Origin of the sequence: Amycolatopsis sp. NPDC051071 (assembly GCF_040682875.1) — a bacterium.
GTDB lineage: Bacteria > Actinomycetota > Actinomycetes > Mycobacteriales > Pseudonocardiaceae > Amycolatopsis.
On sequence record NZ_JBFBBY010000164.1, the window covers coordinates 1 to 15,891 of the forward strand.

The 15,891-nt window shown below is 67.3% G+C and carries 13 protein-coding genes; 4 read left to right on the forward strand and 9 right to left on the reverse strand.

All coding sequences use genetic code 11. The features are described 5' to 3' along the window. Positions 1-84 precede the first annotated feature (84 nt). The 9 genes from AB0M65_RS34000 to AB0M65_RS34040 all read right to left on the reverse strand — a co-directional run bounded on the left by AB0M65_RS34000 (position 85) and on the right by AB0M65_RS34040 (position 11,891). Complete coding sequence (locus AB0M65_RS34000; RefSeq protein ID WP_364037140.1) at positions 85-1,368, reverse strand: thymidine phosphorylase; 1,284 nt, start codon at positions 1,366-1,368, stop codon at positions 85-87. Beyond that, on the reverse strand, positions 1,365-1,763 hold the full coding sequence (locus tag AB0M65_RS34005) for a cytidine deaminase (protein ID WP_364037143.1): 399 nt from the start codon (positions 1,761-1,763) through the stop codon (positions 1,365-1,367). The genes AB0M65_RS34000 and AB0M65_RS34005 overlap by 4 nt, the downstream gene beginning before the upstream one ends. Further along, the gene (locus AB0M65_RS34010; protein WP_364037146.1) at positions 1,763-3,034 is read right to left on the reverse strand and encodes an ABC transporter permease; all 1,272 of its coding nucleotides are present in this window, start codon (positions 3,032-3,034) and stop codon (positions 1,763-1,765) included. The genes AB0M65_RS34005 and AB0M65_RS34010 overlap by 1 nt, the downstream gene beginning before the upstream one ends. Positions 3,035-3,068: 34 nt before the next feature. Next, complete coding sequence (locus AB0M65_RS34015; protein ID WP_364037149.1) at positions 3,069-4,160, reverse strand: ABC transporter permease; 1,092 nt, start codon at positions 4,158-4,160, stop codon at positions 3,069-3,071. Next, positions 4,157-5,737: an ABC transporter ATP-binding protein gene (locus AB0M65_RS34020; RefSeq protein WP_364037152.1), complete on the reverse strand. Its 1,581-nt coding sequence runs from the start codon at positions 5,735-5,737 to the stop codon at positions 4,157-4,159. The genes AB0M65_RS34015 and AB0M65_RS34020 overlap by 4 nt, the downstream gene beginning before the upstream one ends. 119 nt (positions 5,738-5,856) lie before the next feature. Beyond that, positions 5,857-6,996 (reverse strand): BMP family ABC transporter substrate-binding protein, encoded by a 1,140-nt coding sequence (locus tag AB0M65_RS34025; protein ID WP_364037155.1) that lies wholly within the window; start codon positions 6,994-6,996, stop codon positions 5,857-5,859. Positions 6,997-7,264: 268 nt separating this feature from the next. After that, positions 7,265-7,825 (reverse strand): NPCBM/NEW2 domain-containing protein, encoded by a 561-nt coding sequence (locus tag AB0M65_RS34030; RefSeq protein ID WP_364037158.1) that lies wholly within the window; start codon positions 7,823-7,825, stop codon positions 7,265-7,267. A gap of 449 nt (positions 7,826-8,274) precedes the next feature. Beyond that, on the reverse strand, positions 8,275-9,033 hold the full coding sequence (locus AB0M65_RS34035; RefSeq protein WP_364037161.1) for a Tat pathway signal sequence domain protein: 759 nt from the start codon (positions 9,031-9,033) through the stop codon (positions 8,275-8,277). A gap of 2 nt (positions 9,034-9,035) precedes the next feature. Next, entirely contained in the window at positions 9,036-11,891 is a 2,856-nt protein-coding gene (locus AB0M65_RS34040; protein ID WP_364037163.1) for a Tat pathway signal sequence domain protein, read from the reverse strand. Between the two features lie 430 nt (positions 11,892-12,321). Between AB0M65_RS34040 and sdhC the strand changes: the two genes are divergently transcribed. From sdhC to AB0M65_RS34060, 4 genes are read left to right on the forward strand one after another with little or no spacing between them, the layout of a single operon-like run. Continuing rightward, a complete protein-coding gene (sdhC, locus tag AB0M65_RS34045; protein WP_364037166.1) occupies positions 12,322-12,765 on the forward strand; it encodes a succinate dehydrogenase, cytochrome b556 subunit in 444 nt (147 codons plus the stop codon). Positions 12,766-12,767: 2 nt separating this feature from the next. Continuing rightward, complete coding sequence (locus AB0M65_RS34050) at positions 12,768-13,187, forward strand: succinate dehydrogenase hydrophobic membrane anchor subunit (RefSeq protein ID WP_364037169.1); 420 nt, start codon at positions 12,768-12,770, stop codon at positions 13,185-13,187. 43 nt (positions 13,188-13,230) lie between these two features. Beyond that, the gene (gene sdhA / locus AB0M65_RS34055; protein ID WP_364037172.1) at positions 13,231-14,985 is read left to right on the forward strand and encodes a succinate dehydrogenase flavoprotein subunit; all 1,755 of its coding nucleotides are present in this window, start codon (positions 13,231-13,233) and stop codon (positions 14,983-14,985) included. After that, positions 14,985-15,755, forward strand: coding sequence for a succinate dehydrogenase iron-sulfur subunit (locus tag AB0M65_RS34060; RefSeq protein ID WP_364037175.1), 771 nt, complete (start codon positions 14,985-14,987; stop codon positions 15,753-15,755). Before sdhA ends, AB0M65_RS34060 begins: the two co-directional genes overlap by 1 nt. Positions 15,756-15,891 lie beyond the last annotated feature (136 nt).

The following is a 15,891-nucleotide window of genomic DNA, read 5'->3' on the forward strand; positions in this document are numbered from 1 at the left end:
TTCTCCTCTTTTCTCCGGCCCCACCACCCCCCCCCCGGCGGGCCCCCCGACGTAGCCGGCAAACCCCCCCCCCCCCCCCCCGCGTCAGGAGGGGCGCACGGTCTCCAGGACGAGCGGAGTGGAGGCCGGAGCCGACGAGGAGACGGCGTAAGCGTCGGTGAGCGCAGCGAGAGCCGAGGGGACGGCGTCCGGAGTGTCGGTGTGCAGTTCCAGCAGCGGCTGCCCGGCCACCACCTTGTCGCCCGGTTTCGCCAGGCACAGCACACCCGCCGCGGCCTGCACCGGATCCTCCTTGCGCGCCCGCCCGGCCCCGAGCCGCCAGGCGGCGACCCCGACCGAATAAGCGTCCAGTGAAGCCAGCACACCATCCGCGGGCGCCTCGACGACGTGCACGTGCCGAGGCTTCGGCAACGCAGCCTCCGGGTCCCCGCCCTGCGCGGCGATCATCCGGCACCACGTCTCGTAAGCCCGGCCCGACGCGAGCACCGCCGCCGGGTCCACTTCGGACAGACCGGCCAGCGCCAGCATCTCCCGCGCCAGTGCCACCGTCAGCTCGACGACGTCGGCCGGGCCGCCGCCGCGCAGGACCTCGACCGACTCCGCGACCTCGATCGCGTTGCCGACGGCGTACCCGAGCGGGACGTTCATGTCCGTGATCAGCGCCGTCGTCGCGACGCCGTGCGCGGTCCCGATCTCCACCAGCGTCCGCGCGAGTTCACGCGCCTGCGGAAGCGTCTTCATGAACGCGCCCGAGCCGGTCTTCACGTCGAGGACCAGCCCGGCCGAGCCTTCCGCGATCTTCTTGCTCATGATCGAGCTGGCGATCAGCGGAATCGACTCCACCGTCGAAGTCACGTCCCGCAACGCGTACAGCTTCTTGTCCGCGGGAGCCAGCCCGGACGTCGCCGCGCAGACGACCGCCCCGACCTCGTCGAGCTGCCGGATGATCTCCGACGTCGACAAGGCGGCACGCCAGCCGGGAATCGACTCCAGTTTGTCGAGTGTCCCGCCGGTGTGCCCGAGCCCGCGCCCGGACAGCTGCGGCACGGCCGCCCCGCAGGCCGCGACGAGCGGCGCCAGCGGAAGCGTGATCTTGTCGCCGACACCCCCGGTCGAATGCTTGTCGATCGTCGGACGGCTGACCTTCAGGTCCAGCCGCTCCCCCGACTCGATCATCGCGCCGGTCCAGCGCGCGATCTCGCCGGAATCCATCCCCCGCAGGAAAATGGCCATCGCGAGCGCCGCCATTTGTTCCTCGGCGATGTCGCCGCGCGTGTACGCGTCGATGGTCCAATCGATCTGCTCGTCGGTGAGCCGCCCGCCGTCCCGCTTCGCCCGGATGACGTCGACGGCGGCGAACGTGCTCACTTGTTCTCCGGCAGGTCGTCGGGCCCGAACGCGTCCGGCAGCACCGCGGCCATCGGCAGGATGCCGCTGGGGGTGTCCACCAGGCATTCCGCGCCACCGTGTTCGAACAGGATCTGGCGGCAGCGCCCGCACGGCATCAGCAGATCACCGGCACCGCTGCGGCAGGCGACCGCGACGAGCTTGCCGCCGCCGGTCAGCCGCAGCTGTCCCGCCATCGTGCATTCCGCGCACAGGCCAAGGCCGTAGGACGCGTTCTCGACGTTGCAGCCGACGACGATCCGGCCGTCGTCGACGACACCCGCGACACCGACGTGCAGGCCCGAGTAGGGCGCGTACGCCGACTTCGCCGCCTCGACGGCCTGAGCCCGCAGCGCTTCCCAGTCGAATGTGGACATCAGTCATTACCCCGTCGATAAGGAACGCCGTCCGCCTTGGGCGGCCGAAGCCGTTGTGAGGCCACCGCCAGCACGATCAGCGTCACGAAGTGCGCCGTGTACGGGATCAGGTCGCTGGGCAGATCGTCGTTGGTCCAGTAGATCGCGTACAGCGCCGCCGCCGCCGCGACGCCGAGCGCCGCCGCGATCCATTGGCGCCGCACCATTTGCACGACGACGATCACCGCGACCAGGATGACCGCGCCGTACAGCAGCGCGAGCACCGCGGTGCCGCCACCGGAAAGCTGGAGACCGTCCGCGTAGCCGAACAGCGCCGCGCCGCCGAGCAGGCCACCCGGCCGCCAGTTGCCGAAGATCATCGCCGCGAGGCCGATGTACCCGCGGTTGTTGGTCTGGTTCTCCAGATAGTCAGCACCACCGGCGAGCAGCACGAGCGACGCGCCACCCATCCCGGCGAGCCCGCCGGAGATGATCACCGCGACGTACTTGTGCACGTAGACGTTGACACCGAGCGACTCCGCCGCGACCGGGTTCTCACCGCAGGACCGCAGCCGCAGGCCGAACCGCGTGCGCCACAACACGAAGTAGCTGAACGGGACCAGCAGGATCGCGATCATCGTCAGCGGCGCGACCTCGGTGATCAGGCCGTTGAGCACACCCGCCAGGTCCGAGACGAAGACCCGCTGCATCTTCTCCAGGTCCGACAACCAGTCCGAGAGGAACGTCGCCGAATAGGTGTCGAACTTCGGGACGGTCGGCGACTGCCGCGGGTTACCCGAAATCGGGGCGAACACCAGATTCGCGAGGTACTTCGCGACGCCGAGACCGAGCAGGTTGATCGCCACACCGGAAACGATGTGGTTGACGTTGAAGGTCACCGTCGCGACGGCGTGCAGCAGACCGCCGAGCGCGCCGAACACGATCGCCGCGACCAGGCCCCACCAGACATTGCCGTAGTACGCGCCCCAAGCGGCACCCCAGGTGCCGAGGATCATCATGCCTTCGAGGCCGATGTTGACCACGCCCGCGCGTTCCGCCCACAGCCCGCCGAGCGCGCACAGCAGGATCGGCAACGCCAGCCGCAACGCGGTGTGGGCGGTATTGGTCGAGGTCAGGGTGTTGACGCCGGTGGCGTACGACGCGATCGAGAGGACGCCGACCGCCAGCAAACCCCAGATGGCACCCTTTGCCCAGCCAGGGATGCGGCGCTTTTGCCGCTTCACCGGCATGGTCGTCCCGCCCGGACTGGGCGAAAGCACGTCGGTAGTCATGCCGCCTCCGCGGTGAAAAGTACGTCAGCGGTGGTCACACCGCACCTCCCTCGGAAACGCTCGAACCCTTGCGGCCCGCCAGCGCGCGACCCACGCGACGCTGTTCGGCGGCCAGGTCGGCGCGGCGCACGATCTCGTACGCGATGACGACCGACAGCACGATCACGCCCTGCATGATCACCGCGATCTCCTTGGACACGTTGATCTGCTCCAGCGACACCGCGGACCGGTCGAGGAACGCCCACAGCAGGGCGCCCAGCGCGATTCCGGCGGGATGGTTGCGGCCGAGCAGTGCGACCGCGATGCCGGTGAAGCCGTACATCTGGGTCGAAGTGATGCCGTAGCTGAAGTCGCGGCCGAGCAGTTCCGGCATCGCGATCAGGCCGGCGACACCACCGGAAAGCAGCATCGCGATCAGCGTCATCTTCTTGGCGTTGACCCCGCCCGCGGCGGCCGCCGTCGTCGATTCACCGCTGGCCTTCAGCTCGAAACCGAAGCGGGTCCGGTTGAGCATGAACCAGTAGGCGGCGCCGATCAGGATCGCGATGACCACGAACCCGAACAGCTCTCCAGAACCGATCGGGAGGCCGGGGATCCGGCCGGACGGCGCGATCTCGCGGGTGGCGATGTTGTTGCCGGTCTGCACGCCGAACTGGTCGGCGTTGACCAGGAACGCCACGATGCCACCGACGATAGCGTTCAGCATGATCGTCGAGATGACCTCGGAAACCCCTCGGGTCACCTTCAGCACGGCCGGGACGGCCGCGTAGAGCATGCCGCTGGCCACCGCGACGACCAGGATCGCCAGCGTGTGGATCACCGGCGGCAGCCGCAGTGCCCCGCCGATGATGGCGGTGACGATGGCGGCGAACCGGTACTGGCCCTCGACACCGATGTTGAAGAGGTTCATCTGGAAGCCGATGGCCACCGCGAGCCCGGACAGGTAGTACACGGTCGCGAGGTTGACCGTGTCGACCGCGGTCGAACCCTTGAACAGCTGCCCGATCATCGTGCCGTACGCCTGGAGCGGGTCCGCCCCGGAGATGATCAGCGCGATCGCGGTCAGGATGACGGCGAAAACGATCGCGAGCAGAGGCGGCAGCAGCCTCGTACGCCAGCTACTCACGCTGCACCTTCCTCTTCGGAATCTTCGGAAGCCCCGGTCATCGCGGAGCCCAGTTGCTGCGGGGTCACCGTCGCGGGGTCGGCCTGGCCCGCCAGACGCCCGCGCAGCATGACCTGGATGGTGTCGGAAAGCCCGATCAGCTCGTCGAGGTCGGCCGACACCAGCAGCACGGCCAGCCCGGCCGCCCGCGCCAGCCGGATCTGTTCCCAGATCAGGGCCTGCGCGCCGACGTCGACACCCCGCGTCGGATGCGACGCGATCAGCAGCACCGGGTTCCCGGAAAGCTCACGGCCGACGATCAGCTTCTGCTGGTTACCACCGGAAAGCGCCGCCGCCGGGACGTCGATCCCCGGGGTGCGGACGTCGTACTGCTCGACGATGCGACGGGTGTCCTGGCGCGCACCCATGATGTCGAGAAGCTGGCCTTTCGCGACCGGCTTCCGCGTCTGGTAGCCCAGGATCCGGTTCACCCACAACGGCTGGGTGAGCAGGAGGCTGTGCCGCGTGCGGTCTTCGGCGATGTAGCCGATCCCGGCCTCGCGGCGGGCGAGTGTCCCCAGTTTGTGCAGTTCGACGACCTTGCCGTCGGTCTCGGTCAGCTCGATCCGGCCGCCGCCCTTGCGCATGCCCATGATCGTTTCGACGAGTTCGGTCTGCCCGTTGCCTTCGACACCGGCGATCCCGAGGATCTCGCCCGCGTGCACGGTAAAGGTGATGTGGTCGAGTACGTTCCGCTCGGAACCCTCGGCGCTCAGGCAGACGTCGTCAAGGCGCAGCACGGGCCGGTCGGTCACGGTGGACTCGCGGGTTTCGGGGCTGGGCAGTTCCGAGCCGACCATCATCTCGGCAAGCTGGTGCGAGGTGATCGTTTTCGGATCGGCCGTGCCGACCGTGGTGCCGCGGCGGATCACGGTGACCGTGTCGGCGATCGCGCGCACCTCGTCGAGTTTGTGGGAGATGAAGAGGAAGGTGAAACCGTTCGCCTGCATCCCGCGGACCGTCTCGAACAGCGCGTCGACCTCCTGCGGCACGAGTACCGCGGTGGGCTCGTCGAGGATGATGATCCGCGCGCCGCGGTAGAGCACCTTGACGATCTCCACGCGCTGACGGTCGGCGACGCCGAGTTCTTCGAGCAGCGTTTCGGGGCCGGCACGCAGGCCGACCTGTTCGGCGATCTTCCCCAGTTTCGCCCTTGCCGCGCGGCCGATGCCGTTCAGCCCCTCGGCGCCGAGGAAGACGTTCTCCCCGACGGTGAGGTTGTCGGCCAGCATGAAGTGCTGGTGGACCATCCCGATCCCGGCGCGCATGGCGTCCTGCGGGTTACGCAGTTTCAGCTGCTTGCCGTTGATCGCGATGCTGCCCTCGTCCGGCTGTTGCATGCCGTAGAGGATCTTCATCAGGGTGGACTTGCCGGCGCCGTTCTCGCCGCAGACGGCGTGCACCTCGCCCTTGGTGACGGTGAGGTTGACGTCGGAGTTGGCCACCACACCCGGGAATCGTTTCGTGATCCCGGTCAGCTGCACGGCCGGTTCACCCCGGTCGGGGGCGTCGGTGACCTCGGCCTGGGGAGTGCTCATGAAAAGCCATCCAGTTCTGGGAGTGAAACAGGTGGGGGCTCGGAAGGGGTTACCCTCCCGAGCCCCGCGGTCTTGATGGGCCCTCAGCGGGAAAACATACTTCGGGCCGCTGACGAACCTTACTTCTGCGGCTTGTCCGAGACGGTGATCGCCCCGGAGACGATCTGCGCCTTGTAGCCGTCGAGGACGTCCTTGATGTCGTCGATCTTGCCGCCGGAGGTGGCGTAGCCGACGCCGTCGACCTTGAGGTCGAAGCGCTTCGGCAGCGACGTCAGGTCACCCTTGGCCAGTGCGCGCAGGTAGTCGAACACCGCCACGTCGACGCGCTTGAGCATCGAGGTGATGATGACGTCCTTCGACGCCTCGACCGTCTTCTGGTTGTACTGGTCGGAGTCGACGCCGATGGCGAGCGCGTTGCCCGTCTTCGCGGCCTCGAAAACGCCCTTACCGGAGGCACCGGCGGCGTGGTAGACCACGTCCGCGCCCTTGGCGATCTGCGCCGCGGCCTTCACGTTGCCCTTCGCCGGGTCCTGGAATCCGGAGAAGTCACCGGCCGGGGTGAGGTACTCGTCCTCGATGACGGCCTTGGACGAAGCGGCCTTCACGCCCTGCAGGAAGCCCGCCTCGAACTTCTGGATCAGCGGCGTGTTGACGCCACCGACGAAGCCGACGTGGCACTTCTTCGACTTGTAGGCGGCGGCGACACCGGCCAGGAACGAGCCCTGCTCCTCGGCGAAGACGAGCGGGGTGACGTTCGGGGCCTTGACGGAGTCGTCGTCGACGATCGCGAACTGGAGGTTCGGGTACTTCGGCGCGATGGCGCCGACGGCCTTGGCGTAGGCGAAGCCGACCGCGATGATCGGGCTGAAGCCCTGCGCGGCGAGCTGGTCGAGACGCTGCGACTTCGCGGCCTCGTCCTCCGACGTCGCCGCGGTGCTCTCGCTGACCGCGGTGATGCCGAGTTCGGTCTTGGCCTTGTCGGTACCGGCGGCGGCGGAGTCGTTGAACGACGCGTCGCCACGGCCTCCGACGTCGAAGGCCAGCGCGACCTTGAGCTTGCTGCCGTCGACCTTCTCGCCGTTCTGGGCGCTGCTGCTCGAAGCGGCGGCCGCGGCCGGCGGCTTCTGCGCGGTCACGCAGCTGGCGGACTGGTCCCCCGAGCCCGCGTTGTTGTTATTTCCCGCTCCGGAGTCCTTCGCGCACCCGGTCAGTGCAAGAGCACCGGCCATGGCGGCGGCGGCCAGCGCGGTTCCACGCATGCGACGCAACGTGTGTCTCCCTCCCCGCTGATCCAGCGGATGGTCCCGAAGAAACGACCCGGCGACACTGCCGGGTTCGACCGAGAGACGGTACCTAACGGCCGCTTAGCAGCCATAGGAAAGGCACGCTACGTAACACAAACGTTTACTCATGAGTCGTACGCGCGACGATTGGAGTACTTACGGTGAGCACAACGGAGTAGTCGCGTGAAGGCTCCCATCCCCCGTTCGAGCCGGGCGAAGAGGGCCTTCACGCGCTGCTCAGGGCCTATGCGCAGGTGAGCCGCGGCGATGCCCAGTCACCCCGGTCGTACTGAACGCCGTCGCCACCGTCGGTGAGCACGAGCCGCAGGTACCGCGCCCCGGACACGTCGGCCTTCAGCGTCGTCGCCGGGTCCGCCCACGTCTTCAGCCCGGACTCCGCGGCCTTGATGCCGTCCGCGTAGACCCCGAAAGTGGCCGAGCCGAGTTTCGTGGCGGGCTCCTTCTCGTCGTCGATCCCGACGTCGACGGTGAACGCCGAGCAGCGGCCGCCGAGATAGAACACGATTTCGGCACTCGCGTGCGTCCCGAGGCCCTTGGCGTGGTTCACCCCGTTGATGGTCAGCGGCTTGCCGTCGCGTGCCGGGATCCCGCCGTTCGACTGATCCTTCTCGACCGGCCCGTACCCGTTGCGCTCGGCGGCCGGTGTGACGTCGCTCGCCCAGACCGGCCCGGACGGCGGCGCCGCGGGCACCGTCACCGGTGAGTCCGTGGTTCTCGCGACCTTCCCGAAACCCACTGTCGTGTACTCGACAGCGCTGGTCAGCACGGCCGCGGTACCCGCCACGCCAGGCGGCGGCGTAAGTCTCCAGCGCCCGGTCGCGGACTCGCCGGTCGTCAGGATCTTCCGCCGATCAGCAGGGGGGTCGTGAGTGATTTGGGTCGTTCTAACCCAATGCCGCTTAGCTTATCTCGAATATGAAACCAATTCCAAGGCATCGGCCGTCTGACCAGGGCAAACACTCTAAGGCGGGGCGATCACGAGACCCTGACCGACTGTCGTCGCCCCTGCTCGCCGCGCGTGAAGGACCCCTTCCCTCGGCTCAGCCGAGGAAACTCGACCTTCACACCTTGCCCAAGTACATGAAGGCCCCCTTCCTGTACCTAGGCGCAAGGAAGGGGGCCTTCCTGTACCTCAGGCGAGCACACGGGCGCCGGTACCGAGGGGGTCGGGTGTCGTGAGTGTTTTGGGCCGTTAGAACGCCGTTCTAACCCTCATTGCCACTCACGCCCCCCTCAGACCAGCTGGTAGGACTTCAGGCCGCGGATGTTCTGGTGGCAATTCTTCAGGCCGGACGAATTCAGGCTGCGGTAGACGCCCCACTTCGGCCGCAGATAGTTCTTGTCGCGCCACAGATCCGCGGGCTTCCGGACGTCGGCGACGGTTCGGGAGCCGTCCTTGAGCACGCAGCGCAGATAGCCGCTGTGCGACGCCTTGAACTCCCAGGACACGTCGATCCATTTGTTCCGCAGTGGCTCGTAGTCGGCGAGATCCGCCTCCGCCCCCGAGTCACCGGCGATGGTCAGTACGCCCTTGCCGCCTTTCTGGCGCGGCGTGAGTATCCACTGCGGAGCGGCGACGTCGGCGACCTTCATCTGGAAGAGGTAGGTGAACGCCGTCGTCGCGGTCAGCTCGGTGGGCCAGTATGCCTGATACGAGATCCGCCAGGTCTGGTTCTGCAGGATCTTGTACGTCGTGTCGCCGTCGCGCATGCCCTTCGACTCGTTGCGCTGCCGGTCTGTCGACGTGTCGACATCGCGCGTGTGCATGTCGAAACGCCAGTGGTCGCCTTCGGTGTAGATGTGCTTCACGCCGGGATGCGAGCCCGCGCGGTCGTCCTCCAGTCCTTCGAACGCGCGCAGGCCGTCCCTCGCCGGGTCCGGGCTCCACCGCAGGGTCCAGGTGGCCGCGTGCGCCGTCCCGGTACCGAGGGCGGCCGCGCCGAGCACGCCGGCACCCAGGATGAGCGCCTTTCGCCGATCGAGGTTCTCCATGGCTACTTTCCCTTCTCCAGGGTGACCGCGAAGACGTGCGGCCGGGGCGTGGCGGCGGAGGGGAGCGTGACCGACGTGACCTCGCGCGCCGGGTCGAGCGGGACACGCTGATGGAAGATCGCGAGCTTCGCGGACTGGATACCGGCCCGCGAGTGCAGCTGATTCGTGGTGACGGCCTCGCTCTCGCCGAACGCCGCCGCCGCACGCCATCCGGTGAGCCGCAGCGGGACGTCCATCGATCCGTCCACATAGGACACTTTCAGCGTGGTGACGGCGTTACCCGTGTCGGCGGCGCCGAGCAGGTGCAGGGTGGCGTACTCCCCGGCGGGCAAGGGGATCGTCGCGCCGACGACGTTGTTCGGCGTGCCCTCGCTCCCGTTGACGAACAGGAACGGGACGCCGTCGTCGGTGACCTGACCGGTCTGCGGCAGCTGGGCGGCGGGATAGGTGTTGCCCGCGCCGTCGAAATCGCCGTCGCCGAGGTAGAACTCGCTGGTGCAGCCGTCGGAGTTCAGCACCGCGGCGAGATCCACCGTGACCAGGTCACCGGCGGGCGGCAGCGCGGGAAGTCCCCATGGCGGCGCGGGTTCGCCGACCGGCACCGGCGCGATCGTCGTGTCCGGACGCCTTCCCCGCGCGTAGACGAGCACCTCACGGCCCCGCGCGAGGTCGATGGTCACCGTGCCGTCGGGATGCTGCCGCCAGTTCCGCGCGCCTTCGACCTCCAGCCTTCCGGGGATGGACGGCCTGAGTTTCAGCGGCTCACCCGCCAGGCTCCGGACGCGGACGAACTTCGTGACCCCGGCTTTGCGTACCGCGCTGACCAGGAACGCGCCCTGCGTGCGGAAGTCGTGCAAGGCGACGTCGCGCCACGTGGCCGGCACCGCGGGGAAGATCCGGATCGTGTCGCCCCAGCTCTGGCACAGCATGTCGTGAATCGACTGCGCGGCGGACAACGGCGTTTCGATGACCGGGCCCGCTTCGTAGTACATCGTGTTGGGCTGCGCGAACCGCGTGACGAACTCGCGCAGATGCTTCAACGCGTCGTCTCCGCGTCCCAGCGCCGCGGAAAGCGAGGCAGCGCCGGTGAAGCTGAAGCCACGCAAGGCTCCTTCGAAGCTGATCCAATGCGCCAGCGACTTCGAGATCAGCTCCGCCTGCGTGGGATCGTCCACGTTCAGCAGGTACAGCGGATACGCCGCGAGGAGATGCGAGTAGTGGCGATGGGATTTGGCGAACGGGACGCCGGTGCCGACCATCAGGCCGTTTTCGTCGACAGGGAAGGCGACGAGCTTGTCGAGTACTTCGCGCCACTTCGGCGCCAGCGGATCGTCGATCCGCAAGGTCCTCGCGGCGTCGAGAAGTGTGCGGCAGCTCCACTGGATCAGCGCGAGGTCGTAGTGGCAGTCGGGCGCGCGGCCGTACTCCGGCGAGAACGTCGGCGGCAGGTGCAGGCGGCCGTCGGCGCCGGGCTTCAAAAAGTGCGAGTAGTAGTTCATCGCCTTGCGCAGCACCGGGAACAGGACGTCACGCAGGATCCCGGCGTCCATCGTGTGGCGATAGCTCAGCCAGACGTTGTGCAGGAGCCACGGCAGGTCACCGACCTCGGCGTCCGCGTCCGGCCCCGGCACGCCGACGAATCCGGCGTCCGCGAACCGCGCGTCGGCGCTGCGCCGCAGCCCCATCGAGTCGGCTCGGTACTCGGGCCGCAGGCCGTCGACGAGGACCTGCTGATTCTCGGCGATCGTGCGCGGGATCGGGTCGAGTTCGAGATGGTTCGAGCCGTGCACCGGCCAGTATTCGAGCTGGGCGTTGAGGTTGTACCAGACCGACGGCCACGGCGTCGGCTCCAGCCAAGGACCGGTGGTCGCCATGATCGGCGCTTCGGCGCGGGCGGCGGAGGCCAGTTTGTACAGCTGGATCCAGTAGAAGCTCTGCAGCCTGGCGTCCGGAATGGACAGAAAGCTCCGCCGGTGGAACGCGTGCCACCAGCGCCGGTGCAGCCCCGCCAGCGCGTCCACCGTGGACGCTCCCGCGACGACGGACCGCACCCGCCCCTCGGCCTCCGTACCCGGATGACTGTGTGACGTCGAAAGAACGAGCGACTTGCCGCCGTGCCCGGCCCGGCGCGTCCGGTACGCCGTCGCGTTCTGCCCGCCCGCCACGAGCGGCTGGACGACCACGGTGGTGTCGCCCTCGGCGCGGGTCACGGGCGGCGGGTTGGGCTCGAAACCCTTCGGCGGCTGCTCGCGGACGATACGCGGGCTCACCGCCGGGACCGGCGCGAAAGTGAGACCGAAGCCTCGTTCCCCCGCGCTCGGTGCGACGTCCACCACGAACAAATCACGCGAACTGTGCACGAACGCCCGGATTTCGAGCGTGCCCTTGTCGGTCGTCACCGTGCCGGTGAGCTCGGCGTTCCAGAGGTCCAGCCGTAGCCGGGCGCCGGTGAGTTCACCCACTGGTGTGAGCAGGACCTTCCCGATCGGGAGCCGCGCGACCCCCCATTCGTTACCGAAGGCGGGCCGGTGGTCCTGGGATTCGCTGTGGTCGACGGTGAATTTGAGCGCGTCCTGGTCTCGGTAGACCTGCACACCCACGAAGCCGTTGCCCAGGAACGGCCCCTCGTACCAGGTACGCGGCAGCCGTTCCCAGCGCGGATCCTGGCCGGCGAGGAATCGTGACCAGTCCGCGTCCGTGCTCATCCCGTGGCATCCGGCGAGCGATTCGCCGGTGTCCACAGAGGTCTCGACGCTCTCAGCGGCCTCGGCGGCCGTCGCGGGAAGTGCCCCGAGAAGGAGCCCGGCAGCGGTGCCGCCGAGCAGGTCGCGTCGCGGGAAACCAGCGGACTGGCCCATGATCACCCCATCGTGAACTCGGCCGAATGATCGGATGTCTGACGGAGTGAACGTAAGATATGACATATAACTCGTCAAGAAATCGCCGGATTGACAACTCATTCGGCCGAGCCTGGCGGACGCGCTGAAGGTGTACCACTCAGAGAGATCCGATGTTCACTGGCTCGAAGGCCGCGGATCAGGGCCGAGGGGTCGAATCGGGGCCGATCCGGCGGCGCCACCCGCGACACGGCGTGATGTCTGGTCCATCACACAGACGAACCCGGAGGTGAGCCCTCCGTGAGGTCCGGGTCTAGCATCTTTTTCATCCACGCTCGATGACCATGATCTCGGCACCGTCGCCGGAGCCGTCCCCAGGTGGGCGACCCGGCGCAGGCGCGGAAACCAGCGGTCAGCGGGCCCAAGCCATGACGTTGGAGGCCGTTCACCGATGTCCACCACGGCTAGCACCGCCACCGAGGCGGCCGCGAGCGATCGGTCGGGTGCCTCACGCCGGCAAGGGACCTTCTACCGGGGCGACCCCGGTATGTGGTCCTGGGTGCTGCACCGCATCACCGGCGTGCTGACATTCTTCTTCCTCTTCGTGCACGTGCTCGACACCGCGCTCGTGCGTGTGTCGCCCGACACGTACAACGAGGTCATCGAGACCTACAAGACCCCGATAGTCAACCTTCTCGAGGTCGGCCTCGTCGGCGCCGTGCTCTTCCACGCGCTCAACGGCATCCGGGTCATGCTGGTCGACTTCTGGGAGAAGGGACCGAAGTTCCAGAAGCCGATGCTCTGGACGATCCTGGCCATCTGGGTCGTGGTGATGATTCCCGGTGCCTTCTTCATGGTGAAGCGCACCGTCGAGATTATGTTCGGGGGGCACTGACCATGGCATCCGAAGTTCTCGCGCTCGACAAGCCGCGCTCCCCGAAGCGCCCTGCCGCCCGCCGCAGCAATTTCGAGCTCTACAGCTGGCTGTTCATGCGCATCTCGGGCCTCGCCCTGATCGTGCTGGTGCTCGGCCACCTGTTCATCATGAACATCCTCGACGGCGGCGTGCACCGCATCAACTGGGGCTTCGTCGCCGGCCGCTGGGCCTCGCCGTTCTGGCAGTTCTGGGACCTGTCGATGCTGTGGCTCGCCGAGATCCACGGCGGCAACGGGCTGCGGACGATCATCGACGACTACGCCCGCAAGGACAGCACCAGGTTCTGGCTGAAGATCGTGCTCTACGTCTCGATGGTGCTGATCCTCGCCGTCGGCACGATGGTGATCTTCACCTTCGATCCCGGTATCCCGGCCAACTGACACCCACCACACAGTGCTCGATTTCTGATAAGCGGAGCATCATATGCAGTTCCACAAGTACGACGTGGTGATCGTCGGCGCCGGAGGTGCCGGCATGCGCGCGGCCATCGAATCCGGCCAGCGCACGCGCACCGCGGTCCTCACCAAGCTCTACCCGACACGTTCGCACACCGGTGCGGCACAGGGCGGCATGTGCGCCGCGCTGGCGAACGTCGAAGAAGACAACTGGGAGTGGCACACCTTCGACACGATCAAGGGTGGCGACTACCTGGTCGACCAGGACGCCGCCGAGATCATGGCGAAGGAAGCCATCGACGCGGTCCTCGACCTGGAGAAGATGGGCCTGCCGTTCAACCGGACGCCCGAAGGCAAGATCGACCAGCGCCGCTTCGGCGGGCACACCCGTGACCACGGCAAGGCCGCGGTGCGCCGCGCCTGCTACGCCGCGGACCGCACCGGGCACATGATCCTGCAGACGCTGTACCAAAACTGCGTCAAGCACGGGACCGAGTTCTACAACGAGTTCTACGTACTCGACCTGGTGCTGACCCCGGACGAGAACGGCGACCCCGTCGCCTCCGGCGTCGTCGCCTACGAGCTGGCGACCGGCGAGCTGCACGTCTTCCAGGCGAAGTCGATCGTGTTCGCCACCGGCGGCGCGGGCAAGATCTTCAAGACGACGTCGAACGCGCACACCCTCACCGGTGACGGCCTCGGCATCATCTTCCGCAAGGGCCTGCCGCTGGAGGACATGGAGTTCTTCCAGTTCCACCCGACAGGTCTGGCCGGGCTCGGCATCCTCATCTCCGAGGCCGTGCGTGGTGAAGGCGGAATCCTCCGCAACGCCGACGGCGAGCGGTTCATGGAGCGCTACGCCCCCACCATCAAGGACCTCGCGCCGCGCGACATCGTCGCCCGCTCGATGGTGCAGGAAGTGCTGCAGGGCCGCGGTTGCGGGCCGAACAAGGACTACGTCGTCCTCGACGTCACGCACCTGCCGGAAGAGACGCTGAACGCGAAACTCCCGGACATCATGGAGTTCTCCCGGACCTACCTCGGCGTCGACCCGGTGACGGAGCCGGTGCCGGTGTTCCCGACCTGCCACTACGTGATGGGCGGAATCCCGACGAACATCCACGGTGAAGCCTTGCGGGACAACGAGAACGTCATCCCCGGCCTGTACGCCGCGGGTGAGGTCGCGTGTGTTTCCGTGCACGGCTCGAACCGGCTCGGCACCAACTCGCTGCTCGACATCAACGTCTTCGGGCGTCGCGCCGGCATCGCCGCCGCCGAGTACGCGCTGGCGCACGACTACGTCGAACTGCCGGAGAACCCGACCACCATCGTCGAAGAGCAGCTGTCGCTGCTGCTGTCGGAGCACGGTGACGAACGCGTCGCCGACATCCGCACCGAGCTGCAGAAGACCATGGACTCGCACGCTTCGGTGTACCGCACGGAGGACACGCTGAAGCAGGCGCTGACCGACGTGCAGGCGCTGAAGGAGCGGTACGGCCGGATCACCGTGTCGGACAAGGGGAAGCGGTACAACACCGACGTCCTCGAAGCCATCGAGCTGGGCTTCCTGCTCGAACTCGCCGAGGTGCTCGTCGTCGGCGCCCTGGCGCGCAAGGAATCCCGCGGCGGGCACGCACGCGAGGACTACCCGGACCGCGACGACACGAACTTCATGCGGCACACCATGGCCTACAAACAGGATTCCGGGCTGTCCTCCGACATCCGACTGGACTACAAGCCGGTGACCTTCACCCGCTACGAACCGATGGAGCGGAAGTACTGATGACCACGGCCACCCCCGAGAAGTCGGAGGCCGTGTCCTCCGACCACACGCCGATCACCGTCACGCTGAAGATCCTCCGGTTCAACCCCGAGATCGACAACGAGCCGCACTGGGAGTCCTACGACGTCCCGGCGCAGCGCACCGACCGCCTGCTGAACCTGCTGTTCTACGTGAAGGACTACATCGACGGGACGTTCTCGTTCCGCCGTTCGTGCGCGCACGGCGTCTGCGGGTCCGACGCGATGCAGATCAACGGCATCAACCGATTGGCGTGCAAGGTCCTGATGAAGGACCTGCTGTCGCAGGACGGCAAAAAGACGACCATCACCATCGCGCCGATCAAGGGCCTGACGACGCTCAAGGACCTCTACGTCGACATGGACCCGTTCTTCGAGGCGTACCGTGCGGTGAAGCCGTACCTGATCGCCTACGGGAACGAGCCCACACGCGAGCGGATCCAGTCGCAGGCCGACCGCGACCGGTTCGACGACACGACCAAGTGCATCCTGTGCGCCTGCTGCACTTCCTCGTGCCCGGTGTACTGGAACGACGGCTCGTACTTCGGCCCGGCCGCGATCGTCAACGCGCACCGCTTCATCTTCGACTCGCGTGACGAAGGCGCCGAAGAGCGTCTCGACATCCTGAACGACTCCGAAGGCGTCTGGCGCTGCCGGACGACGTTCAACTGCACCGACGCCTGCCCGCGTGGCATCCAGGTGACGAAGGCGATCCAGGAAGTCAAACGCGCCCTGCTCTTCAAGCGCGTCTAATCCTCCTGCGACCCAAGTACATGAAGGCCCCCTTCCTTGCGCCTAGGGCATCTCCGAAGGCTGCGAGTCCAGTCCTGCCCTTGGCTTCGACCAGCCACCGCGGGTGAAGTCCGGTACCGCGACCGGTTTCCCGCCG